The organism is Vibrio sp. 10N.286.48.B8 (assembly GCF_003050085.1).
Classification (GTDB): Bacteria; Pseudomonadota; Gammaproteobacteria; order Enterobacterales; family Vibrionaceae; genus Vibrio; species Vibrio crassostreae.
Genome location: NZ_PIGD01000031.1, coordinates 1 through 24229, shown reverse-complemented (window position 1 = coordinate 24229; position 24229 = coordinate 1). Strand labels below are relative to the sequence as shown.

The following is a 24229-nucleotide window of genomic DNA, read 5'->3' as shown; positions in this document are numbered from 1 at the left end:
TGAACAGCTTGCGATCTCGCAGGCTGTTATTATTTTGATTGTTCGTTATTTTAGTTTCAACGACCATCCAGCGTTGTTCCAACGTTGTTGCTCTTCTCTGAGTTCATACTCAAGCAGTTGGTTTTCAGCCAACCAGTTGATTGTATCGCCTCCCAAGTACCAATCCTCACCTTGCTTAATGGTTAACTTTACATTCGGTATTGGCGATTGGCTTCGCTGTCGATTGAGCAGGATTGCCATCCTCAATATTCGAATTAATAACGTTACCTGTCCTGTATTGAATAGCGTAAGATCCGGCAAGTCACTAAGCTTAATCGCTTTTCGTTGATAGCGAACTAATGTTGAGATCAGACGTTGTTGCTCAGTATTGAAACCTGGCATTGTCGTGTGCTTAAGCAGATAAGCCGAATGGCGGTGATAGCCTTGAAATGCAATGCTTTGTCCAACCTCATGAAGTAATGCAGCCCAACCAATAAGGTCATACAGTTCATTGGTTATCGCAGTGGTTACTTGAGGTTGTGCTTGCTTCAGTAATTCGACAGCGACAGCTTTCACTTTCTGGCTATGAACCAAGTCAACATGGTATCGAGAGACTAGCGTTTCGGCGGTTCTTGTTCGAACATCAATATCCTTAAACCTATCTTCCATATCATAAAGAACCCCCTCTCTTAGCGCACCATCAGAGAAGTGTAACTCATTGATATTTAGCGTATCTATGGCTGCAGAAAGAATGGTGGCACCAGCAGCAAACACCGGTTTTCTTTCATCGCTTAAACCTGAAAGGTTTAATTCCTTAGATGATGGAAACTCACACAAGTGGTTTTTTAAATAGGTTAGACGTTGCGGCGTAATGAGACCATCGGCAAACCCTAAGCCAATGAGTACCTCTTTTATTGATTTCGCGGTACCGGATGAGCCAAAGGCGACACCCCAAGAGGCTTTCTTGTATTTTTCAATTAATGGCATCAACAGGCGAGTAGCTGCGGTATAAGCATCGGAGAAGTGTTGTGAAGTTAGTTCCCCGTCAGCAAAGAAGCGCTGAGTGAAGCTGACACATCCCATCGGTAAGCTACGCATCATTTTGGGTGAAAAGCCCTGTCCCGTGACTATTTCAGTACTACCTCCACCGATATCAATAACTAATTTTGATTCGGAGGCTGCTTGAGTGTGCTCCACGCCGTTATAGATAATTCGAGCTTCTTCTTGACCTGAGATGACCTCGATTGGAAAGGGAAACAACGGCTTGGCTTGCTCTAAGAAGTCTTTAGCGTTTTTGGCTTTTCTTAGGGTATGAGTCGCAACGACTCTGACATCATCAAGTTCAAAATCAGCCAGTCGCTCTGCGAACACCTCAAGGCAATCCAAACCCCGCTCGATAGCGGTTTCGGATAAGAAGTTATGCTCATCCAACCCGTCGCCTAATCTCACTTTATGTTTATGTCTGCTGACTAATTGCAGGTGTTGATCGAATACTCGGGCCACCACCATGTGAAAGCTGTTCGAACCTAAGTCTATGGCGGCAATACATCGAGAATGTTCGTTATCAATTAGCGGCATGACTTCTTCTCTTGTTTGTACTTCTTGCGAGTAAGTTTCTCCATACGTTTAATATAGTGGTAAGTGGAGAGTTGTGACGTTGGGTAATCAAGTGGGGTTGCTGGTGGTTGTATGTAAGGGTTGCTCATCGATTGGTCTAACACTCGAGCTTTGTTGCCGTCTTCAAAATGAAACTCGGTGATATCGATAATGGTTTGCTTGATCTTTGGATCTAAAATTGGGGCAGCAACCTCGATGCGGTGATCAAAGTTTCGAGTCATCCAGTCAGCAGAGGAGATATAGACTTTCGGCTTTCCAGCATTACCAAATATCATCACTCTCGGATGTTCGAGAAAACGATCGACCACACTGACAATCTCAATATGGTCACTGATGTTGGGTATGCCAGAGACAAGAGAGCACATACCACGAATGATCATTCTTACTTTTACATTGGCTTGGCTAGCCTGATAGAGCTTTTCGATGATCTCTCGATCGACCAAGTTGTTGAGTTTTAGAGTGATGCTTGATGGCTTATCCTCTATCGCGTTTTGTATTTCACGATCTATCAACTGATATAGACGTTTTCTTGTATTCTTTGGTGACACAATCAGTTGCTTGAACTGTGATTTTTGATATGGGTTTTCGATATATTTAAAGACTTGCCTCACCTCTTGAGTCAAGTCTTCATTCGCGGTGAGCAGAGAAAAATCGGTATACACGCGTGCTGTAATTTCATGAAAGTTACCAGTGCCAATATGAGCGTAATGCTCCGTATGCTTGCCTTCTTTTCGTTTGATGAGCAGCAATTTGGAGTGGATTTTTAAACTCGGGATACCATGGATGACTTTTATCCCTGCTTCTTGAAGTTTCTTAGTCCATTGAATATTGGCTTGTTCATCAAAGCGGGCTTGCAGCTCGATAACCACCGTTACTTTTTTGCCATTGTGTGCCGCATCGATGATCGAACTGAGCAGTTTAGAGCCTTCCGCAACACGGTAAACATTTATTTTTATGGCGGTTACTTTGGGATCAAAGGAAGCCTGCCTAACAAGCTCAGTGATGTGATTAAAAGTGTGGTAAGGGTAATGCAATAAGATGTCACGAGCTTTTATCGCTTCGAAATAGTTTGGGTAATGGCTAAAATGTGCACACTTAATCGCGGGAAGTGGACGATTAACCAAATCACGTCGGTTAAGGCTAGGAAATTCGCAGAAATGTTTGAAGTTGTGGTAACGGCCTCCGGCGATGACACTGTCATAGTCAGATAATTTAAGTCTGACTTGTAAAAAATTGAGCATTTCAGCTGGCATTTCTGAGTCATAGATAAGGCGTATCGGAAGTGCGGTAAGACGTTGCTCTAAACCTAGAGACATCAATTCTAATAGACTATTTTCATTGTTCTTTTGAAGATCATAATCGGCATCGCGCGTCATTTTTATCGCAAAGCAACGCAATGAGTCATACTCAAAGAACCCTTTAAGCAAGTCATCTAAACAAAATCGAACTATATTATCTAATAAGATCAAAGTAGTACGCTGTGATCCAGAGGTGTCTGGTAACTTAACAAATCGAGGTAGTGCCTCTGATGGGATTTCAAGTAATACGTATTGAGAAGATGTCTCACGCTCGATATCGATGGCTAAGTAACTTTGCTCATCTTTCAGAATATTGAGTAACTGGCTATCTTCGTTCAAGAGGAATGGCGTTAAGTGCGGCAGCACTTTTTTCTTAAAGTACTTTTTGATCCATTCACTCTGCTCTTCGGTGATTTGCTGCTCGTTGACCAGAAAAATACGATTACGCGCCAGTTCCAATAACAGGTCGTTATACAGTTCATGAAATCGAGTATCGAGCTTACTTGCTTTACTCTGCATTTGAGTCAGTAAGGTTTTCTGCGAGTTGGTTTGTTGCTGTGGATCTTGATGTAAGATCTTTCGTTTCACATCAGCAAATCGGACTTTGTAAAACTCATCGAGGTTTTTTGAGTAAATACCTAAAAAACGAACTCTCTCGATTAAGGGGACTGACTTGTCGGCCGCTTCTTGGAGTACTCTTTCGTTGAAGGATAACCAGCTAAGTTCTTTTGTAACATAGTCTTTTTCCATCGAATGATAATCCTTGAGAGCTGCCTATAGAGGTGATTACTTTAAGTTAGAATGACAAAATGCACAAAATTTATGATCTTACTTTAAGAAATATGGCTAACAAACTTGTTATTAGTTTCAGTTGTTTAACGTAACTTGTAATATAATTGTCATCTAACGTACATATTATGTCAGTAGCTAAAAAAAGGTAGATAAACAGATGGCTTCAGCCCAATTTTCATTGAAAGAGCGCGACAAAAAAAGATGGTTGAAAGATCGTCTCGTCCGTTTTTCAGTGACATGTGGTGCCGTCAGTGTCTTAGCTGCTCTGGTATTGATCTTTGTTTACTTGGCGATGGTCATTTTACCAGTATTTTCTGATACTGGTTTAGAGACAGACCGAGCAGTAAAGAGCGTTGCTGTAGAAAAGGCTATCGCCATATCGGTTGATGAATACGGTCAGCATGCATTTACTATCGAAAAAAACGGTTTGGTGAAATTTTGGGATTTAGAGTCTCAAAATACACACTCTTACTTTGAGCGAAATGTTTTAGCCAATCCAATTGCCTTTTCTCGAAACACCCCATCTGAAAACTGGTTTGCTTTTGCCGATAGCGCAAGCAACCTTACTTTTTTCTACCCTGAGTATAGTGCGCCTGTGCTGCAAAAGGGCAGTGAAGCCGAACCTAAAATCGAGCAAATCACTCTCCCTGAGCCATTTTTAAATGACGAATCCTCGAACGAGGCGACAATCGAAAAATTCGCGTTCGCTAAGAATGGACGTGGTATCACGGTTGCCGCTCAGCTAAGTGACCAACGAGTCTTAGTGAAGTGGTACCAAAGTGATATTACGGGTCAGTATATTTTTCAGAAGAGCCAATGGCTATCGGATAAGTTGGGCATACAGCAACAGCTGTTAGTGACACCCGATGGTCAAACCTTATATCTCCGAGCACAATCGGATTTAGTGGTTTTGAAGTTATCAGATAGCGGCTTTAATGTTCGTGAAGTGATTGACCTTAGCTTGAATGATGCGAAGCACTCGGTGAAAAGTATCGATTTGTTGTCTGGGGCCTATTCGCTATTGGTTACGCATGAGGACGGGCAGGTTTCTCAGTGGTTTGATGTTCTCAAAGATGAAAAGCGTAGCTTAACCCATATTCGAGACTTCCAGCTTGCTGAAGAGGTTCAATTTATCCTGCCTGATACTTACAGGAAGGGCTTCTATAGCTTCTACAAAAACGGCACCTTACAGAGCCACTATACGACCAGTGAAAAACTGTCTTTGTTTGAACGGGCATTTGAGAAGTCACCACAATTAGCCGCTATGTCTGCCAATGAACTGCATCTGGCGACGCTGATTGATGGCACCATCAGTGTGGCTAAAGTCGATAACGAATATCCGCAAATCTCATTCTCATCACTTTGGCAAAAAGTCTGGTACGAAAGCTACCCAGAGCCTCAATATGTGTGGCAATCAACGTCGGCTAATGATGACTTTGAAGAGAAATTCAGTTTAGTACCTATCACGTTTGGTACTATCAAAGCCGCCCTGTTCGCGATGATGTTCGCAGTACCTGTTGCTGTACTCGGAGCCATTTATACCGCTTACTTCATGTCTCCTCGAATGCGAAGAGTGGTGAAACCTTCGATAGAGCTGATGGAAGCTCTTCCGACCGTTATCATCGGATTCTTAGCCGGGCTTTGGTTTGCTCCCATTGTTGAAACGCATTTAACGGCCGTTTTCTTGTTAATGGTGCTATTGCCATTGAGCACACTGCTGACTGGGCTTGTGTGGTTCTGCTTACCGAAGATGGTGACCAGTCGTTTTTCTAATGGTTGGCATGCCCTGATATTGATTCCGGTATTGGTGATTACTGTGATTGCAGTATTTATTGCTGAAAATAGTATGGAAGCCTTGCTGTTTGGGGGGGATATTCGTACTTTCTTGGCTAGCTATGGTATCGATTTTGACCAACGTAATGCGCTGGTGGTCGGTTTTGCTATGGGATTCGCGGTTATCCCGACCATTTTTACTATCGCAGAAGACGCGATTTTCTCTGTGCCTAAACACTTATCTGATGGTTCATTAGCTTTAGGTGCAACCGCGTGGCAGACCCTTATTTATGTGGTGTTATTGACGGCTAGCCCAGGTATCTTTTCAGCCATCATGATGGGGCTAGGACGAGCTGTGGGCGAAACGATGATCGTTTTGATGGCAACAGGTAATACGCCGATCCTTGATTGGAATATTCTAGAAGGGATGAGGACGTTATCGGCAACGATTGCTGTAGAGCTGCCTGAATCTGAAGTGGGGGGATCTCACTTCCGCTTGTTGTTCTTGGCTGCACTCTTGCTGTTTATTTTTACGTTTGCGGTGAACTCAGTCGCAGAGTGGGTTCGACAAAGATTGAGAGACAAATATCGTGCACTGTAGTTTTATCGGTTTATCTCAATGTGTATCAACGGCTTTTAGTTGTTTGGCTAGCGCATCTCGTGATCTTTACTGTACCTTGGTTTCAGCGCGTCAGAGCAAGGTCGATTATGATCAATAAACTGAAGTCATTATTATTTTGGGTTAAATCGGGCTCTCCGTGGATATGGCTAACGGGTGGGGCGGTGAGCATCAGTATGCTTTCTGTTCTTGGCCTGATGCTGCTGATTGGTTGGAAGGGCTTGACCTATTTTTGGCCAGCACCTTTGTACCAATGGCAAGTTGATTCCAAAGACTTATCGTTAGTAGTTGACCTTGACGAAACCGTATCGAAACAAGATTTATTGATTGGTCAGTTATATGAACGCAAGTACATCCCGATAGAGCAAGTTCCACAAGTCCATGACCTTTTGTCACCTCAAAATTTGTCGACAGGGCTAATACAGCGCTTAAGCATCAAAGTCGCCAATAGAGAACTGTACCCTGCGGACTTTGTTTCCATTCTGGATGTTAACTTACGTGAACCAACCACTCCACTTGATTGGATTGTGATTGAACGAAGTCGAGGTGGCTATTTCTTTGGTAAGCCAGTGGGTTTTAAAACCGCTTCTGGCACATTTGATTCGAACATAGACCAAAAGCTCGAACAAGGTTTAGCGTTTGCTGATACGTTACGTAAAGAAACGTCGCGTGTTGTGAACCAAGAAATTCGCAATATAAGCTGGCAATTGGAAAACTTGCGTTTAGAAAAGCGTAAGCTTGAACTCAATGAATCAGTGAGCGATGAATATCTTAAAACCTATACTCAAACTAAACTGGAATTAAACCGCCAATTAGGTGAGGCTGAAGTAAAGCTTGAGCACTTGAGAACGCAGCTTAATGTAGAAAGCTTGCTCGTTGAGGATATGACAGGAGAACAGGTCGAAATTTCGCTCAGCCATATTCTGGATTATTGGTACCCGAATAATATGTCCTACCTTGAAAAGGTTGGGCATTGGGGCAAACAAGTTTGGAAGTTCTTGTCAGAGAACCCACGAGACTCAAACTCTGAAGGTGGCGTATTCCCAGCCATTTTCGGTACAGTGTTGTTGGTTATTCTCATGTCGATCGTAGTGATGCCTCTTGGTGTAGTTGCTGCGATATATCTTCATGAATATGCAAAAAACAACGCACTAACACGTTTGATTCGGATTGCCGTGATTAACTTAGCGGGTGTACCGTCGATTGTGTATGGCGTTTTTGGCTTAGGCTTCTTCGTCTATACCATTGGTGGCTCGATTGATACGTTGTTTTATGCAGAGCGATTGCCAGCACCGACATTTGGTACGCCGGGTCTACTTTGGTCAGCACTAACCTTAGCTGTCTTGACGCTTCCAGTCGTTATCGTAACCACTGAAGAGGGCTTAACGCGTATCCCTAGCTCCGTGAGGCATGGTTCATTAGCGCTTGGTGCTACTCAATTTGAGACGCTTTGGCGCATTGTTTTACCGATGGCAAGCCCTGCGATTATCACTGGTTTAATTTTGGCCATCGCGAGAGCCGCGGGGGAAGTTGCTCCACTCATGTTGGTGGGTGTTGTTAAGCTAGCATCCAGCTTGCCAGTCGATGGTCAGTTCCCGTATCTACATTTAGACAGAAAGTTCATGCATTTAGGCTTTCATATTTATGATGTTGGGTTTCAAACCTCGAATATCGAAGCGGCACGACCTTTAGTGTATGCCACTTCATTTTTATTGGTTACGGTGATTGTTGGATTAAATTTAACGGCCATCAATATCCGAAATAACTTGCGTGAAAAATACCGAACCTTAGGACAAGATTAGATGTTCTCGATTAATGAAACCTTGGGTTACCAAGCACCACTAGATGTTCATAACCTGAAGGATGAGCAAGTTGCTATCTCAATTGAAGGGCTGAATCTTTATTATAAAGAGAGTCAAGCACTCGATGATATTTCAATGCAAATTCCGAAGGGGCAAGTGACGGCTTTTATCGGCCCATCAGGGTGCGGTAAGTCGACGCTGCTGCGCTGTATTAATCGCATGAATGATCTTGTTGAGGGCTGCAAGGTTTCCGGGAAAGTGAAGCTTCATGGCAAGAACGTCTATCACCCTAAGGTAGATGTCGCGACCTTGCGACGTCGTGTTGGCATGGTATTCCAGCGCCCGAACCCTTTTCCTAAATCTATCTATGAGAATGTGGTTTATGGTTTGAGACTACAAGGTGTCAGCAATAGTCGAGACCTGGATGATGCGGTTGAGCGATCTCTGCGTGCTGCTGCACTATGGGATGAAGTGAAAGACCGACTTCATGAAAACGCATTTGGTTTATCGGGTGGTCAACAGCAGCGTTTGGTGATTGCACGTGCGGTCGCGATTGAGCCTGAAGTACTATTGTTGGATGAACCGACATCGGCACTGGATCCTATTTCTACTTTGACGATTGAAGAGCTGATTAACGATCTCAAAACACAATACACCGTGGTGATTGTTACTCATAACATGCAGCAAGCGGCGCGCGTGAGTGACCATACTGCTTTTATTCATATGGGAAAATTGATCGAGTACTCAGATACGGACTCAATTTTTACTTCTCCATTGAAAAATCAGACGGAAGACTACATTACTGGTAGATATGGCTAACCTCTATAGAGGCGTCATTTAGAGCTAAGTCACTCTATAAAAATGGCTTTCTTCATTTCTTTCAAGGAGCAGGTATGCATTTCGGTCGCCACATTTCAGGGCAATTCAATGTCGAGTTAGAGTCGATCCGTACTCATGTATTGACCATGGGCGGGTTAGTGGAGCAGCAACTTTCGTTTGCAATGCAGGCGCTTCATAAAGACGATGTTGAATTGGCTAAAAAAGTGATTCGTGACGACCATAAAGTGAATGCGATGGAAGTGTCGATTGACGAAGCGTGTACCCGAATTATTGCAAAGCGTCAGCCTACAGCGAAAGATCTGCGTTTGATTATGGCGATCATCAAAACGATTACCGATCTGGAACGTATTGGTGATGTAGCCTCTAAAATTGCTCAAGGCGCGATAGAGATCCCTTCGACCAAAGAGCAAAAATTCCATGTTTCGTTAGAGCCGCTATGCCGACAAGCAATCACCATGCTTCACCAAGTATTAGATGCTTTTGCTCGTATGGATGTTGATGCGGCAGCTGAAGTTCATAAGCTTGATGATAAGTTGGATGCGGAATACGAGGCGGTTATTCGTCAGTTAATGACGTATATGATGGAAGATCCTAAGAACATTCCTAATATTTTGCAGGTGATGTGGTCAGCGCGTGCGATTGAGCGAGTGGGAGACCGTTGCCAAAACATCTGCGAATACATTATTTACTTTGTGAAGGGTAAAGATGTACGTCACCTAGGCGATCAAAGCCTTGATGACGCATTGAAGTAGGGGACATCTTAAAAGCTAAGGATTGCACCAAGATTAAAATTGATCGTCGTGTCGTAAGGTACAAAGGTTTTATTGTGATCAAAAATATTCATATCAACACCAGCACGTAACCCAAGCATTGGTGTCGCTTGGTAAACATAGGCACCGCCTAGGCTTAACCCATGTGATGTTTTCTCTTCTACTTCGCCTGAGCGCGTTTTTGTACCGTCATAGCTTGCCACACCAATTTCAGCCTGAAAGCCGTGGGTTTGATTTCTTCCAAACATATTTTGGATACCAATACGATATGCATCGACAGTTTCATCATATCGATCGCTGTCATACCAAAGGTGAGAATAACTTAGGTAAACAGCGCCTAAATTTGCCACATCAGTAATACCCGCCTGTAATCCGAAGCCATGATAAGAACCAATTTTTAGTTCAGGGGATAAATGAAGACCACTTGAAAATGCAGAGGTTGAGAATAAAGCCGAAGTGAGAAGAAGTGTTTTTAGTTTCATGGTACCACCGAAGTAATTTTTGCTCTCCTTAGCATTAGGTCGATCCATGAATGAACCCAGAGAATTAACTGGATAACGGAAATCATTATATGGACTTTGAAAGAGCAGGCTAATTCGCATTGGTTATCTCTGTAATAACGTGTACTTATCAGTGGTTGTTTTCGTTATTTAGCGAATGCTTTGTCTTACGTAGCCTTACAAAACGAGTTTGATAGATAAGCGCCTACTTAACCTTATGTTATTTAATGTATTTGTTCCGATATGATGATGATAATGTCGATGTGGATCATTAGTGTTTACTATATTCCGATCAATCTTTAATTTATTCTCCTGATGAATTTATCCTCCACATTTATTTTTCAGGTAGATATCAGTATGAAAAAGTTTCTTTTAGTTTTAACTCCCCTTTTCACGTTAACAGCGTGCGGCAGCGTTGCCATCATGGACAAATCAGAAGTGGTTAGTAAGCAACCGCAACTTATTATTAAAACAGATGGTGACTTCTGGGGATTGGGACAAGAAGGAACGTTTGATATTGCAGGTATGTATCAAGGCAAATACAGTCGAAACTCATCAAGCTCAACATGGTTTGATACTGTCTCTTTTAAAGACGGAGAGCTTGCTGCTGAGATCACTAGAAACGACAATGGTCAGGTGTGGAACTTAATTTGTTCTGGCGGTGGGACTTCAGTTAACTATATGGGTGTTGATTTCGGTGGCAATAAGCCTTATCGCTGCTCTGTAACCCAAAGGAATGAGAAAGTAGGAGAGTTCGTCTTAGAGCCTCAATCTGGGATGATTAAAGTTAGTTTAGAGAAGAAAGAAGCTGGCTACATACGAGTTGGGTCGAATAAATATGATGTCGAAACTGTCCACTCAAGCAAAGACCTTTTGATGTCAGTTGAAAAACCTTTAGGGTATAGCTTTAAACAAGCTTCACAAGAGGCAGCAGCGGCTCAGACGAATGGAATGCTAACTTTACAGATGATGCCTGAACTTAATGATGATGAGAAAGATACGTTAGTTATTGGTACTATCGCGAGTGCATTGAGTTGGCGTCCAGAAGATTAGAAAAGCGATGGTATTAATTATTTTGCTCACAATAAGAAATAATTGTGAGCAAATAGCGTACCTGATTACGAGAGAGGTTAGAACTTGTAGCCCACGGTTAAAGATAACTGGTCGATATCGTAATCATCCATCATGATGAAATTGAAACGCAGGTCAGTGTATAGGCCGAAATCAAAGTTTGCTCTAACTCCGGTGCCTAGCAATAGAGAAGTATTGTTGTCTTTGATACTTGCACTACCGTCAGGCGTATTTAACGTGATCTTTTCCTCTACACGAGTAAAACCAATAGCACCGTATGGCTTTACATCAAAGCCATTGAGGAAGAATGCATAGCCGATGTCTGTGTCTATTTTGAAGGTTGAAACTTTAGTCTCATATCCATAGCCTTCAAAATTTTCATCTTCTTTACTCGTATCTGATGAGATATTCACACCAAAGATTCGGTTAATGTCATAACCATATTCGAGCTTTAACCCATTACCTAAATCGCTTCGAGAGAAATTTGAATCTAGATGATCGACTTCACTAGAAACAATACCGAAACCAATACGATGTCCAGAATAGTCTTTCTGAGCATAAGCTGATGAAGCAGAAATGATTGCGATAACGGTTAGTGCTGTAGTTAGTAATTTCATATAAATAACGCTCTTAATGTTTAATTATTGCATCCTTATATTTGATTGACTCCCTGTCGATGGAGTGAATATTAAACAGTGTTATATTTTTAAGCTAAATAGGTTCTCGTATATCTGTAATAAGCATTACTTATTAATCTGTTGTAGTAGTGCAGCTTTGATTACATCGAAAAGCCAGGATATGAGAGGGTTATTACGATTTTTAGTATGTATATGACTGTAAACGCTGACATTCTTATGTTTAGTATCAAGATCTACATCTATAGCTCGCAGCGTTGGGTAGTTATCTATGGGGAATAGGTTGGAATGTGGCATGTACATATCGGAGTTCGCTACGACATCGATGATTGCCATCAAAATCTCGGAACGAAAGCCAATACTGTGTGGAATTGAACGTGACTCTAATATGTTGGCTGCATGGCTAAAATTGTCGTTCCAACCAGGAGATATCATTGATGCTATTTCATAACCTGCTAATTCTTCGGGACTGACTGAAGCTTGTTTAATTGGGTGATCTTTTCTTACAAATAATCGGCCTGTAATCTCAACCAGTTTTTTTACATAGATCTCTTTTGATGTAAAAGGTAGCTCGTAAGCAACCCCTAGCAGAACCTCTCCTTTCTGTATATCTTCACAAGATGAAGTAGACCAGCTTACTAGCTCGAGTTTCGAGTTTGGCGCTTGGCTCATGAGTTCTTTGTATAAGGTGCCGGATAAGCAAGCGAGTACCACAGGAGATAGCGCAATCTTTATAGGGTAGTCAATGTCGTTTGGATCAAATTTATTGGATGCATTCACTGCCGTCATCAAGCCATCCAAGTGAGGTGTTATCTCATTGATGAGTTGCTCACTGAACGAGGTAGCTTGCAATCCACCATGAACTTTGACGAAAAGGTCATCGTTGAAGTGGTGTCTTAGCTTTTGTAGGGCTTGGCTAACCGCCGGCTGAGAAACGAATAAACGCTCAGCTGCCTTTCTGGTATTTTTTTCTTGGTAAACAATCAAAAAGGTGCGTAATAGGTTTAAATCAAGAGAGCTGAACAGATCCTTAGCCATAACATTCCATGAGTCGCTATATTCATTCTACTAATATACGTGACTTCCAAGCTTTTACTAGCCATGTTGTGTTTGTGTTCAGTCAGCTCTCGGTGTTCGTCTATTTGTGAAGGGATGTAATCAGAGCTTGAATCTTTGCCGTGCTCGTTACTGGGATTGAGTAGTCGTCTATGTCATCGTGCCCCATTTGAGCTTGAGAGGCTTGCGTCATAAGGCTCGGTCTTGTCGACTTACCAGACAAATGCAGCGCTTCAACGCCAGTGTGCTTGAGGATATCTCGGCCATTGTTAGCGGTAACTCCCGCCCCAGCCATAATGTCTAAGCGGCCTTGAGTAAGTTCAACCATCTCCTTCAGAATATCTTTTCCTTGTTCTGCGTTACTTGCTAAGCCTGAAGTTAAAACACGTTCACAACCAAGCTCGATAATCTGTTCTAGTGCTTTTGGGTAATCATTAAGTTGGTCGATAGCACGGTGAAAGGTCACGCCAAGCTTTAGCTGGTGGGCTTTTGAGGTGAGTGCTTTCATCGCGACCATTTCTATTTCACCTTGAGCGGAAAGTACACCCAATACCACGCCATGTAAACCAGCGTCGGCAGCGGCTTGGATGTCATCAAGCATGCACATCATATCGTCATTATCGAAGATGAAGTCACCTTGTCTAGGGCGAATCATGGCATACACGGGAACTGATGATATGCGAGCGGCTTGCTTCATCATTCCGAAGCTCGGAGTTAACCCACCAAGTGCTAGTGAAGAGCAGAGCTCAATACGATTAGCTCCGCCAGCTAGGGCATTGTGTAGGGATTCTAGGTTATCGATACAAACTTCAATTTCGATGTTCATGCTATTTTACTCGTTCAAATTGAGACTAAGGAAATCATAGCAATCTTGGGATGATTCTGAATAGGTAGGAGCAGAGGAAAATAGAGGTAAAGTTTGGCTTTGCGGTTACCCCTATTCATAGCGGATATGAGCGAGGAATAAATCATTATTGAAGGGGTAGATGCAAAAAGCCCGAAGCGTTAACTTCGGGCTTTTAATAGGACTTTACTTCTTAACTGATTGGCGGTGCGCTTTGCGCTATTAGCTTATGCTTTATGTCTCTTTATAGAGAATCTTCCAACCATTAACCCGCGTTGAGTTCGGGCTTAAGAGGTAATTACTTGCTTAGGTCGTCAGCGTGCTCAGATAGGAATGCTGCAACACCTTGTGGAGATGCGTCCATACCTGATTTACCTTCTTCCCATTGTGCAGGACAAACTTCACCGTTCTTCTCGTGGAAGTTTAGTGCGTCTACCATGCGTAGCATTTCGTCGATGTTACGACCTAGTGGAAGGTCGTTAACTACTTGATGACGTACAAGACCGTCAGCATCGATTAGGAAAGAACCACGGAAAGCAACGCCTGCTTCTGGGTGCTCAACATCGTATGCTTTGCAGATCTCGTGCTTAACGTCAGCAACTAGAGGGTATTTAACTTGACCGATACCGCCATCAGCGATAGCAGTGTTACGCCATGCGTTGTGAGAGAATTGAGAATCGATAGAAACACCGATTACTTCAACGCCTTTAGCTTGGAAATCTTCAAGACGGTTGTCGAAAGCGATTAGCTCTGAAGGACAAACGAAAGTGAAGTCTAGTGGGTAGAAGAAAACTACAGCTTTCTTACCTTTAGTGAATTCTGCGAAGTTGAAGTTATCAACGATCTCACCGTTACCTAGAACAGCTGCTGCAGTAAAGTCAGGGGCTTGACGACCTACTAGTACCATTTGGGAATCTCCTAAAAAATTAGTTGGCCCAACACATCTTTGTTTGGGCTCCGTTTCTACGCGACAAACTATAGTACAATCGCTACTATAGAAAAAAGCGAATTAAATAGATTAAGTTAATCGAAAAAAGCGATAAGCTTATTCTTTATCCTGTTCTTAGGTCTCATGACCTTTACGTAACTTATCCTACTCATATTACAAAGTAATTTCATGAATAAATGGCCAAGTCTTAAGCAACTTCACTATCTTGTTACTCTTCACGAAACTCGTCACTTCAGTGATGCCGCTGATCGCTGCTTCGTGAGTCAATCTACGCTCAGTAAAGGCATTCAAAACCTAGAAGAGCTAATTGGTTGCCCTCTTTATGAAAAGAAGGATAAGAAGAGCCCATTGGTTTTTACTCAAGCGGGTGAGCTGGTGGTCAAGCATGGACGAGATCTACTGGCGAAGGGGCAAGACCTTGTCGAGCTTGGAAACCTATGTAACGGGGATGCGATGCAAGGTCAGCTGCGAGTCGGGTGTATTCCTACCATTGCACCATTCCTTTTGTGCGATTTGGTACAAGAAGCTAACCAACGCTTTCCTCAGCTAAATTTACTGTTACGTGAAGATACGACAACTAACTTATTGGCTGCATTACGTCATGGTGAGTTAGATGTGTTGATTCTGGCTTTGCCTGTCGATATCGATAACATGGAGAGTAAAGTTGTTGGGCAAGATCCGTTCAGAATGGTGATCAGTCGTAATCAAGCAGATGGTATTCGGGTTCCGATTAAATACGATGACCTGCCAGACGAGTCTGTATTTTTGCTGGAGAACGAACACTGCTTAACCGAGCACGCGGTATCAGCTTGTAAGTTAACCGACAAAGAGAAGATAAACCCATTTACCGCTACAAGCCTACACACATTGGTGCAAATGGTGGCCAATGGTTTAGGAACCACCTTTATTCCGCAAATGGCGATCGATCATGGCTTGCTTGAAAACCAAAACCTAGTGGTTATTGATCCTCCTGGTCAGCATGCGTACCGAGATATAGGCCTGGTTTGGCGACCAAGCTCATCACGTCGCGAAACCTTCCATCAACTTGCTGATGTGGTTTCTGAGTTGTTGTAATAAGTGGTCTGAGTTATAGATGTACCCACCCTACCTTGCATAGTGGCAGGGTAAGGCTCGTATTTAACTATTTTTTGTAAACTGGTGGTATTTTAATACGGCATATAAACATTTTAATGCAATAAAGCTAAGCATTATGTTTAAAGGCTCCATTGGCAGATCATAAAAAAATCCAATTCCAATGTCTAGCAGTGGGGTTAGCGCTAAAATAATTGCATAGAATCGATTGATTGAACTATTTACATAATAAGATGATAATAATATAACTATAGTTTTTACTAATTCGGTAGCTAAAGGAATTAAAGAATTCCCCCCTGATATTATTAGGCTCATACCTATGAAAAATAACATAAATAAACTATAAAATTTGAATAATCTACTAGATAACCTGATTGTTTTTATTGAATCCATTCTTTTTACTATAGGTTTATATAACCTATAGTATTTGATGATATTTTTATTCATGACACATTTCTTCAGTGATGGCGAATTTTTCAAATATACCACGCGAGCTTTTTAATTCTAGTTCTGGGCCACAGTATATATGAGTTGGGCTGTTTATTTTATAATCTTCCATTTTAAAATAATATAGAAAAGAAAGAATGAATGATATAGCAAGTAAAACATATGAAGTTTTATTCTTCATTCTAATATGATCTTTCTTTGTTTTAAATATTAATTTTAATTGAACTATACTTATGAAAAAAGCCCAAAAGAAAGCAGGAGTAAGTAGTATTGATAAGAGATATATTTTATCGGTTCTATAAGAGCCGAGTGGGAAGTATAATATAGGGTAAGAACTGATTAATAATATAATCGTAAACCTAATAGCTTGTTTGTGCTTGCGTAGTTTCATATCTTTTCCTGTGTAGGTATATGACAGCCCCAGAGGGGCTGTTTAAATAATATTTAATTAAATTTATACAGACTCGTCGCTAACCGTCTCGTCATTTCCACCATTAGATCCATTCGTCGTAGAATGACTATTACTGGAACCATTAGAACCATTAGAACCATTGGATCGAGAATGTCCATCTTTGGAACTGTCACTTGGTCCATTACTAGTTTCTCCCTTCTGATCGGTCCTTTCACTTGTTGCTTTTTTAGCGGTCTTTAAAGTGTCTTTTTCTTCTTTACTATCGGACAACATCTCAGTTACTTTTGAACCAAGCCATCCTAGAGCCCCTAAAGCTTCTCCAGCTACTTTCATAACTTTGTTACTACTATGAGAAAGGGCTTCGCTAAGTGCTCCCACTCCAGTCCACGAAGCATCAACATTGTCAAAAGCACCCCCGTCTATAGCATCTATGCCAATCTCACATATTCCAGCAGCTAGAGCTATAGAGCCGCTGCCTAAAGCTACAGCTCCAGCAGCAGCCCCGGCAGGTAAGCCTGCTCCTGTTGCTGACGAGGCAAGACTAACTCCTCCCGCTGTGAAAGCAATATCACCCGCAACCGAACCAATAACATTACAGGCATTTCTTACTGCACTTAGTGCATCGGATCTAGCTCGAGCATTAATATCTTGTCGGTTAGACACAGCTTCATGATAACCAACATTGCTGTTACTACTCATAGCATCACCTATGAACTCCCCTGTAGGATCGCTATACCTCAGCGGATTGCCTCGCCCATAGGCATAAGGTGACCAGCGTTGAGGATCCGTGAATCGGGCCTCTCTTGCAAACACAGGATCGGGGGTGATGAATTGCCCGTAGCTGTGGTTCATATAGCGTTGCGAGAAATAACCAAGTCCAGATTCTTTGTCTTGCTCTTTATCGGTAAAACGATAAACCGTTTTATCCGATTGACCAAATTGCGCTTCCACATCACCAAATGGTTCGTAATTGAACGCATTGATGACTTGAGCAGAATTGTCCACAGTCAGTTCTGTTGAGCCAAGGTGCTGTTTAATATAATAAACTTCTGGAGTGAAGGTGTCATCACTTTTGCTTGTCTTGGCTACACGGTGGCTGCCTAAACGAGCAAACTTGATCAGCTGACCTTCACGAATCTCAGCATCATCACTGATATACCAAGTTGTTGTGACCTTTCCTTTTCTGTCCTTAACGACTTTGAGGCGTCGTTTATTGTTGTGGTCATAGGCGTACTTTGCTTGGTTTTTCGGGTTATCGACTTGCTTCAAGCGGTTCGCATGATCCCATTGGAATTGTTGATTCCCTGAGCGTAGCTGGTTGCCTACCGCATCATAACTGATACCTACGTCAGCATGGGTGAGCGCTTGTGGTCCTGCTGTATCGGTTGTGCGTAACCCTTGTCGGTTGTAGCGTTTATCTTCTCCAGTGCCTGTGTTTCCGCCGTAGCGTAAGGTTAAGTTGTTGTCACCTAGGATTGGATCGTTGGTGTTTTTAGCAATAAGGTTACCAATTGGATCAAAACGGTATTGAGTGAGCTTTAACTTATTTTGTTCGAGTGCAATTCGATACCAATCGTCGTAGTCATAAAAACGCGTTTGGTCGAGCTCAGAATATTGATTCTCGATCCCTAGTTCTTTGGCAATGGTCTTTTTATCTTGCTCTGTTCGTTGGTCGGTAATGCCGAGTAAGTTCGATACCTCATCATATTGATAATTGAGTGACTGAAGACGTGTTCTGTCCGAATGACGAGTGGTTTCTCGGCTCTTAAGTCGGTTCAGCGCATCATATTCATAGTCACTTTGCATGCCATTACCATATTGAACATGGCTCAATTGCGCAGAGGCACTATACGAAATGTTGTTGATAATGTTACCCATCGCCAATAATTCACCGCCTTGACCGTATTGGTAGTCAAGATGGGTACTGTCTGGGTAAGTCAGTTGTGTTAATTTACCGGCGCTATTAAACGCTCGCTTAGTTGTATAAATATCCGATTGTTGACCAAAGGCTTTGATTTGACGTTTTTCAACAGTACGATGACCGTTTTGATCGTAACCAAACCAGCTGCTTCCTGCTTCATCGATAACTTGTGCAAGTCGGCCTTTCAAATGATGGAGCTGTTTATCTAGATTACTATCATATTGGTACCGCTTAGAGATACGGCCCTTGGTTGGATCGAGAATCAGCGAATGGAAACCTGTTGCTGGGATAGCCGTTTGGTCTTGATAGAAACGCTCTTCAATTTGTCGGCTAAGGCCATCATAAAGGTAAGTGTGTGCCATGCCTCGTGAATCTATGGTACCAACTAGATTACTCGCAGCATCATAGCTAAACCAAGCTTGTCCACGGTTTGGGTCATCTCGATACGTTTGACGACTTAAACCGTCGTAAAGCATAGTTCGGGTATTGCCAAATGCATCGGTTAAGCGAGTGAAATTGTCGAGCGCGTCATATTCATATCGAGTGGTCCAATCTTGCAGAGTGCTTTGCTCACCATTGACATCCACACCAACGTATTCTTTTACCTCTCGTAATTGACCTAGGCCATCAAATATTAACCATTTACCGGCTCCGCTGTGTTGGCCTCCGATAACCGTTTGTGCGGTATCTTGTACCCATGACTTAAGAGGCAAGTACTCGTTGTAGGTAAACGTTTCACCTTGCGAGACAGTGGCTGGTAGGTATTTACTGATTGTACGGTTGGTCGCGTCGTATTTGTTTCGAATGACTTGTGACCCCATCCCAGAATGAAAAGCCATACTCGCCGAAAAATAGGGCATGCTTTCAGTGGCCAGTAGTCCACGGCTATCGAAATTATTCTTCAAACTGACTCGTGGACCTTGCTCCGTTTGGCTTACGTTCATTAGATTGCGCCCGCCACCATCATAATATTGGCGGCGCTCAATATGGCGGCCATCTTTTTCAAGACGTTGTAAACTGCGGATCCAGTTAACCATGACGCCATCAAAATTTTGCTGGTAATGATATTCAAACGATTGTGTGGGCGCACTAGTGCTGTCGCCCGGCGCAATGATATCAGTGACTCGGCCAAGGCCGTCATACTGTATGTGAGTTTGTTGTTGGTTAAAATCCTCAAATAGAGTCATTACGCCCAATGAAGAATCGTAACTCGCACTGGCAACCAGGCTCTGGCCACCTAAGTGAAGTTTCTCTTTGGTTGGATATATTCCCTCTTGGTAAGTTACGCTAATCCTATGCCCAGGCTGCTCGCCATAAAGAGGGCCAAAGAACTCTGTCGCGTTGCCGTAAGAGTCGTAATGTGAACGTTGACTAAAAATAGTTTGGTTGTTCTTACTTGGTGAAATCCATTTTTTAGTCGCGGTTAGGTTACCGGTTGACACGGTGCCTAAGTTGCCACCACTAAAGCTTTCATCGTCATAAAACCATTGAGTTTTCGCAACCAGTTTACCCTGTGCATTGGTGATGGTTTTTTCAATGGGAAGGTGTAATTGCCAGTTAGCCAATGACGTTGCATTCTCGGCACTGTAGCGCCAACGGGTTTCACGCTGATCTTCAAAGCGATCGTCAAGGCGGCCATGTTCGCGTTTAAGGACTAAGTTACCAAAATCATCGTAATCGTAATCCCATGCCAGCGTGATAGGGTTTCCACGGCCTTGTTCTATCAGCTTTTTTTCTTGATGCGTTTTGCTTGCAAATGACACGAATCTATCGTCATCAACACTGTCAAATAAACGCTTTGATGACCACTGATATGTTTCTTGCCAAAAAAGACGTCCTTCCGCATCTTTTTTTTCTATTTTCGATATCTTTCCGCGCAATGATTCGTCATTAAGACCTAATAAAAAAGTGTAGTGAGTTTGACTTTCCGGTGCTGATTGGGAGGCGAAATCGCGTTGTGTTGCTTCGCTAAATCCAACAAACTTACGCTCTTTTGCAAAGTAAAATCCGTCACGGTATTGATAACTTTTTATCGATGCTTGGCCTGGGCGACTGGCGTCTTCCGTGGTGACTGATTTCACGACTTGCATAGCCATAGGCAGGGTATGTTGCCATGGTGTGTTTTGTTTTTCATCACGCAACATCTCAGAAGCCACGGTCGCATATTGAATGCTTGACGTTTGTCCTATGCCGTTATCGACGGAGAGCAATTGGTTGGGTAAATCACCCGGAATAATGGATAAATAGGTAAACGACTTTTCATGCTTGCCAGAACGAAACCACACGATGTCGACAACGCCATTGCCATCAATATCGGCCAATTTGGTTTTAGAAGGGGCGAATTTATCGGGGTGTGTGAACGTGAGCGGTTGACCGAAGACTAATGTTCCTTGAGGTCCTGATTGGCCTTTACTTGGCCACACAGTAACGTTGAACCCATTAAAGTAAACAAGATCAGCGAGGCCATCATGGTTTAAATCGGCAAACTGAACTTTATCTGTATTGTGAATACTTTTCGCAGTCTCGCGAATATTATTGACATGAATGGCTTCTGAATAACCGCCAGTGCCTTTACCTGCGAAAAAGTACATCGACTTTTGATCCATGTGAACTAAGTCGTTGAGTCCATCACCGTTCATATCGGCCATATGAGAGGTCGACTTTGCCAGTGGAACCCCAACACTGAGTTCGGGCATTGGCATGCTGATCGGCGTGTCCCAACCGTTCCCGTTGTTTATCGCAACAGTATGGTCAAAAACGCCATTTCTTGAATGACTGTTGGTGACAAAGACATCGGCTAATCTGTCATGGTTGATATCGATTAATCGAGCATTAGGGCTATTAATCGACAGTGTTTGGTTGCCTAAATTGCCCTGCGGTTGCCAATTGTAGTTTTCATCTAACCCATAAACATAGCTGTTGCGACGGATCGCATTCAGCATATTGATTTTGCCGTCACCGTTTAAGTCACCCCATTTGACATATTGGCTGGAGAGTTTATTTCGCGAGGGGGTGCTCATCTTCACCATTTTAGAGAATTGAACTTCCCCCTGTGGGTTTTTGCCTTGATTAAGTGCATAACGGTGCGGTGAGAAGCCGGTGTTGATCACATCGGGTAAACCATCTGCATTGATATCAATAAAATCAACATCTGGACTCTTTAAAGGAAATAACTTTGCAGAAGGGACGTAATGCGACGCCGCAAGCGTTGGGTCAAAGTGGGTATACTTGAAGCGGGCCGGGGGGGCGCCATCTTGTCCGTTGGCCGCGACTTTGGAAACTTGTGATAGGCGAGACAGACTCTGCCAATCTGACGTTGCCTCATAGTCAAATTGGTAAGACATGACCGGGGTTTGCTGATTAAAAGTGTCTATCTTTTTTAAGCGAAGGGCTTTGGTCAATTCAAAGGTTGGTAAGTAAGAAACAATGGGATCCGGCCTTGACTCATAAGATAACTCAACCACACTCGCGCCGTCATTGTAGTCAATTTGCGTTAAGTATACCGCTTGGCTGCTATCAAGGGAGTCATAGTGATAGTTGATTTGGTTACCATGAGAATCGGTCATGCTCTCGATAAACCACTGAAAAACTTTGTGCCCACTTTTGTCCTGGTGCTGTGCGTTACTGCTCTGCCCTAATACCCAGACACCACCATTAGCTAAAGTCATTCGCCAGCCGTTGGTCAGCTTTTGGTATTTTACAAATTGCCCTTCAATTTTAGCTCGATATTCATTGTTACCGATGTGAACCAGCTCTTGCCCTTGGTGATTCACATAAACATCGGGGTGGCTGTCGTCGTAATTGGGCAGGCCATTAACGGTTTGTCGCTGTATATAAGGTATGCTCAAACGTCGCCCAATGCCGACTAAACCATTGCCATAACCACTGTCGTAAGTAATCGACAACTCAGGTGTCATCTGGTTACGGCCTGTTGGTAAGCTAAAATTCAGTTGGTCTTGGCTGGTCCCCGTGTTTAATTGGGTATTAAACCCTTCCCCAAGCCCTTGTATCGTTCCAGGTCCTGTCGGTAAAGAAATCACGGTTGGCGACACCGCACTCGGCTCATTGGCGAGGGCAGCGGTTGTTAAACCACCCAGCAGCACTCCTATTGAATAGGCTAACGTTTTCATTTGTATCTCTTGGTTTTATAAATATTGGCGAAATATAAACACTGCAAATGAATTATGCAACTAGATGCGTTTTGAGTGTGATTTACATACGGCAAAATGGTGTTGTTGAAAATGGCTCGGCTAAACGGGGGAGTTTTAGCTACGTAAGGACGGAGTGAATTTCCGTGATTTTTCATGTGTATTGCTGCTGATGAATCCTATTCACGCCACTTAATTTTCTACAGAAATTTATAAAACCGTAATGACGGTGTTTTTATTATGATGTAGCATGTTCTTTTGATATGCAACTTGTTTGTTTTATGTGTTTTGTCAATAGGTGGTTGTTTTTTGAAAAGGTCGGGGCGTTATTGGTGAGTATAAAGTTTTATACGGTGAGCACTTATCACGATTTATATTCCATATCTGAAACCATTTAATAAACAAACCAACCAAGTATGAATTTATATGGGGGAAAGTTAGTCTAAAATAGTTCGGGATAAATCGTAACAGTCTATTTATATAATCAAAAATCAAAAGAAGAAAATAATGAAATATACTAAACGCAGTTTGGTAGGGCTTTTTACGCTCTTAATAATGCAGTCGGGTGTGGCCCAGGTTGCCAATAATGCGCCTTATCCCTTTGGTGAGGAGTTTGTTTACAATACTTGCCCTTCAGGCTTTGACAAACAAGGACTAAGTTGTACAAAAAAAACCACAAAACCAATTTTGGTTAAATGTGATAGTGGTTATAACCTGAGTTCCAACAAGCAAAGCTGTACGAAAAGCCTTTCTCAAAGTGTAACGTACTCTTGTCCATCCGGGTTTCAGATGCAAGGAGGACTCTGTAATAGAACGTTAGTCGAGAGGCATTATTCCCCCTCTAAAACAGCGCCTTATGCAGGTAGATACTATCCAAATTCTTCACTTATTTTCCTTACAAGCGCTCGTGGTATGGGCAGGGTTTACTGGAAGGGAACCAAGATTTTTGAAGGGAATGCGCCTCTTCCTTACAAGCATTCGGATGGGTGGACTTACGATCGTGGGAGTCTGAAATCAAGTGGTGGTAATCACGGTGGGTGGCGAACTGAGTTTGAAGCGGTACGCACACGAGTTGATAGTAAAGCTCGGACAAGTCATTGCCCTAGTGGGTACAGAAAAGTTGGCAGTGCATGTCATAAAACCTTGACTAAGCCCGTCGTGAAGTATTGTTCTGAGGGACATCTAAATAGCAATCATTGTTCCGTTACTTTATCTCAATTAGCTTCAAGACGTTCACCTGTCGAAGAAACAATGGCAACCTTGTATCCGCGTTATTCTGATGATGCTGCCCAACAAAACGTCGCCGCATTCCGCTACCTCGATAACATGTTTACCTTAGACCCAAAGCTAGGCGAGATTGTGTCTACGATGAGCTCTGAGAGACTGAGCCAAGATTTTTCTAAGCTATGGGCCAATGCGGAAAAGTCGACAGCCGATAATGCCATTGAGGTGGTGGAGGGCTTTGCAGCACTGCAGCCGGATTTACCTTACCTTAAAGAGATACTGTTTGATATTTACTACGACCGTGCGGCTGCCGAATTTATTTTAGCGAACCGTTCGATTGACCAAGCTCGAATCGATTGGGTTAATGATGCAGACGTCTCGGTCGCTAGCCTTGAGCGAAGCCGTCAAAACGCCGTTGATATTTTACAGCGCAGCTTGAA

16 protein-coding genes and 1 pseudogene are annotated in these 24229 nt (G+C 42.8%); 7 read left to right on the top strand and 10 right to left on the bottom strand.

Going from position 1 to position 24229, the window contains the following annotated elements:
- Positions 1–45: 45 nt before the first annotated feature.
- Both ppx and ppk1 read right to left on the bottom strand, forming a co-directional pair.
- Positions 46–1557, bottom strand: coding sequence for an exopolyphosphatase (gene ppx, locus CWO08_RS22555; protein ID WP_108021148.1), 1512 nt, complete (start codon positions 1555–1557; stop codon positions 46–48).
- Positions 1548–3644, bottom strand: a complete 2097-nt coding sequence (ppk1, locus tag CWO08_RS22550; RefSeq protein ID WP_108021147.1) for a polyphosphate kinase 1 — start codon at positions 3642–3644, stop codon at positions 1548–1550. Before ppk1 ends, ppx begins: the two co-directional genes overlap by 10 nt.
- A gap of 199 nt (positions 3645–3843) precedes the next feature.
- Between ppk1 and CWO08_RS22545 the strand changes: the two genes are divergently transcribed.
- The 4 genes from CWO08_RS22545 (at position 3844) to phoU (ending at position 9472) form a co-directional block, all read left to right on the top strand.
- Entirely contained in the window at positions 3844–6060 is a 2217-nt protein-coding gene (locus CWO08_RS22545; protein ID WP_102432989.1) for an ABC transporter permease subunit, read from the top strand.
- A 110-nt stretch (positions 6061–6170) separates the two neighbouring features.
- A complete protein-coding gene (gene pstA, locus CWO08_RS22540) occupies positions 6171–7880 on the top strand; it encodes a phosphate ABC transporter permease PstA (protein WP_080967680.1) in 1710 nt (569 codons plus the stop codon).
- Positions 7881–8699 (top strand): phosphate ABC transporter ATP-binding protein PstB, encoded by an 819-nt coding sequence (gene pstB, locus CWO08_RS22535; RefSeq protein WP_048663744.1) that lies wholly within the window; start codon positions 7881–7883, stop codon positions 8697–8699.
- A 74-nt stretch (positions 8700–8773) separates the two neighbouring features.
- Complete coding sequence (gene phoU / locus CWO08_RS22530; RefSeq protein WP_009848270.1) at positions 8774–9472, top strand: phosphate signaling complex protein PhoU; 699 nt, start codon at positions 8774–8776, stop codon at positions 9470–9472.
- Between the two features lie 8 nt (positions 9473–9480).
- On the opposite strand, the gene CWO08_RS22525 is transcribed toward phoU, so the two are convergent.
- Complete coding sequence (locus CWO08_RS22525; protein WP_102432995.1) at positions 9481–9972, bottom strand: hypothetical protein; 492 nt, start codon at positions 9970–9972, stop codon at positions 9481–9483.
- 375 nt (positions 9973–10347) lie between these two features.
- Between CWO08_RS22525 and CWO08_RS22520 the strand changes: the two genes are divergently transcribed.
- Positions 10348–11043, top strand: a complete 696-nt coding sequence (locus CWO08_RS22520) for a hypothetical protein (RefSeq protein WP_102432990.1) — start codon at positions 10348–10350, stop codon at positions 11041–11043.
- 77 nt (positions 11044–11120) lie between these two features.
- Here the strand turns inward: CWO08_RS22520 and CWO08_RS22515 are convergent, their stop codons facing one another.
- From CWO08_RS22515 to CWO08_RS22500, 4 genes are all read right to left on the bottom strand, one after another.
- Complete coding sequence (locus CWO08_RS22515) at positions 11121–11678, bottom strand: porin family protein (RefSeq protein WP_102432991.1); 558 nt, start codon at positions 11676–11678, stop codon at positions 11121–11123.
- 126 nt (positions 11679–11804) lie between these two features.
- On the bottom strand, positions 11805–12734 hold the full coding sequence (locus tag CWO08_RS22510) for a LysR family transcriptional regulator (protein ID WP_102432992.1): 930 nt from the start codon (positions 12732–12734) through the stop codon (positions 11805–11807).
- A gap of 100 nt (positions 12735–12834) precedes the next feature.
- The gene (locus CWO08_RS22505) at positions 12835–13578 is read right to left on the bottom strand and encodes a copper homeostasis protein CutC (protein WP_108021146.1); all 744 of its coding nucleotides are present in this window, start codon (positions 13576–13578) and stop codon (positions 12835–12837) included.
- A 316-nt stretch (positions 13579–13894) separates the two neighbouring features.
- On the bottom strand, positions 13895–14503 hold the full coding sequence (locus tag CWO08_RS22500; RefSeq protein WP_048658845.1) for a peroxiredoxin C: 609 nt from the start codon (positions 14501–14503) through the stop codon (positions 13895–13897).
- Between the two features lie 210 nt (positions 14504–14713).
- On the opposite strand from CWO08_RS22500, the gene CWO08_RS22495 reads away from it, so the two are divergent.
- Complete coding sequence (locus CWO08_RS22495) at positions 14714–15619, top strand: hydrogen peroxide-inducible genes activator (protein ID WP_102432994.1); 906 nt, start codon at positions 14714–14716, stop codon at positions 15617–15619.
- A 63-nt stretch (positions 15620–15682) separates the two neighbouring features.
- On the opposite strand, the gene CWO08_RS22490 is transcribed toward CWO08_RS22495, so the two are convergent.
- The 3 genes from CWO08_RS22490 to CWO08_RS22480 all read right to left on the bottom strand — a co-directional run bounded on the left by CWO08_RS22490 (position 15683) and on the right by CWO08_RS22480 (position 22547).
- On the bottom strand, positions 15683–16084 hold the full coding sequence (locus tag CWO08_RS22490; protein WP_108021145.1) for a hypothetical protein: 402 nt from the start codon (positions 16082–16084) through the stop codon (positions 15683–15685).
- Positions 16077–16475 carry a hypothetical protein gene (locus CWO08_RS22485; RefSeq protein WP_108021144.1) on the bottom strand — a complete coding sequence of 133 codons (399 nt, stop codon included), beginning with the start codon at positions 16473–16475 and terminating at the stop codon, positions 16077–16079. Before CWO08_RS22485 ends, CWO08_RS22490 begins: the two co-directional genes overlap by 8 nt.
- A 63-nt stretch (positions 16476–16538) precedes the next feature.
- The gene (locus tag CWO08_RS22480) at positions 16539–22547 is read right to left on the bottom strand and encodes a toxin TcdB middle/N-terminal domain-containing protein (protein WP_258185426.1); all 6009 of its coding nucleotides are present in this window, start codon (positions 22545–22547) and stop codon (positions 16539–16541) included.
- A gap of 1269 nt (positions 22548–23816) precedes the next feature.
- Here CWO08_RS22480 and CWO08_RS22475 point away from each other — a divergent pair.
- Positions 23817–24229, top strand: a pseudogene (locus CWO08_RS22475) (hypothetical protein); the annotation flags it as partial.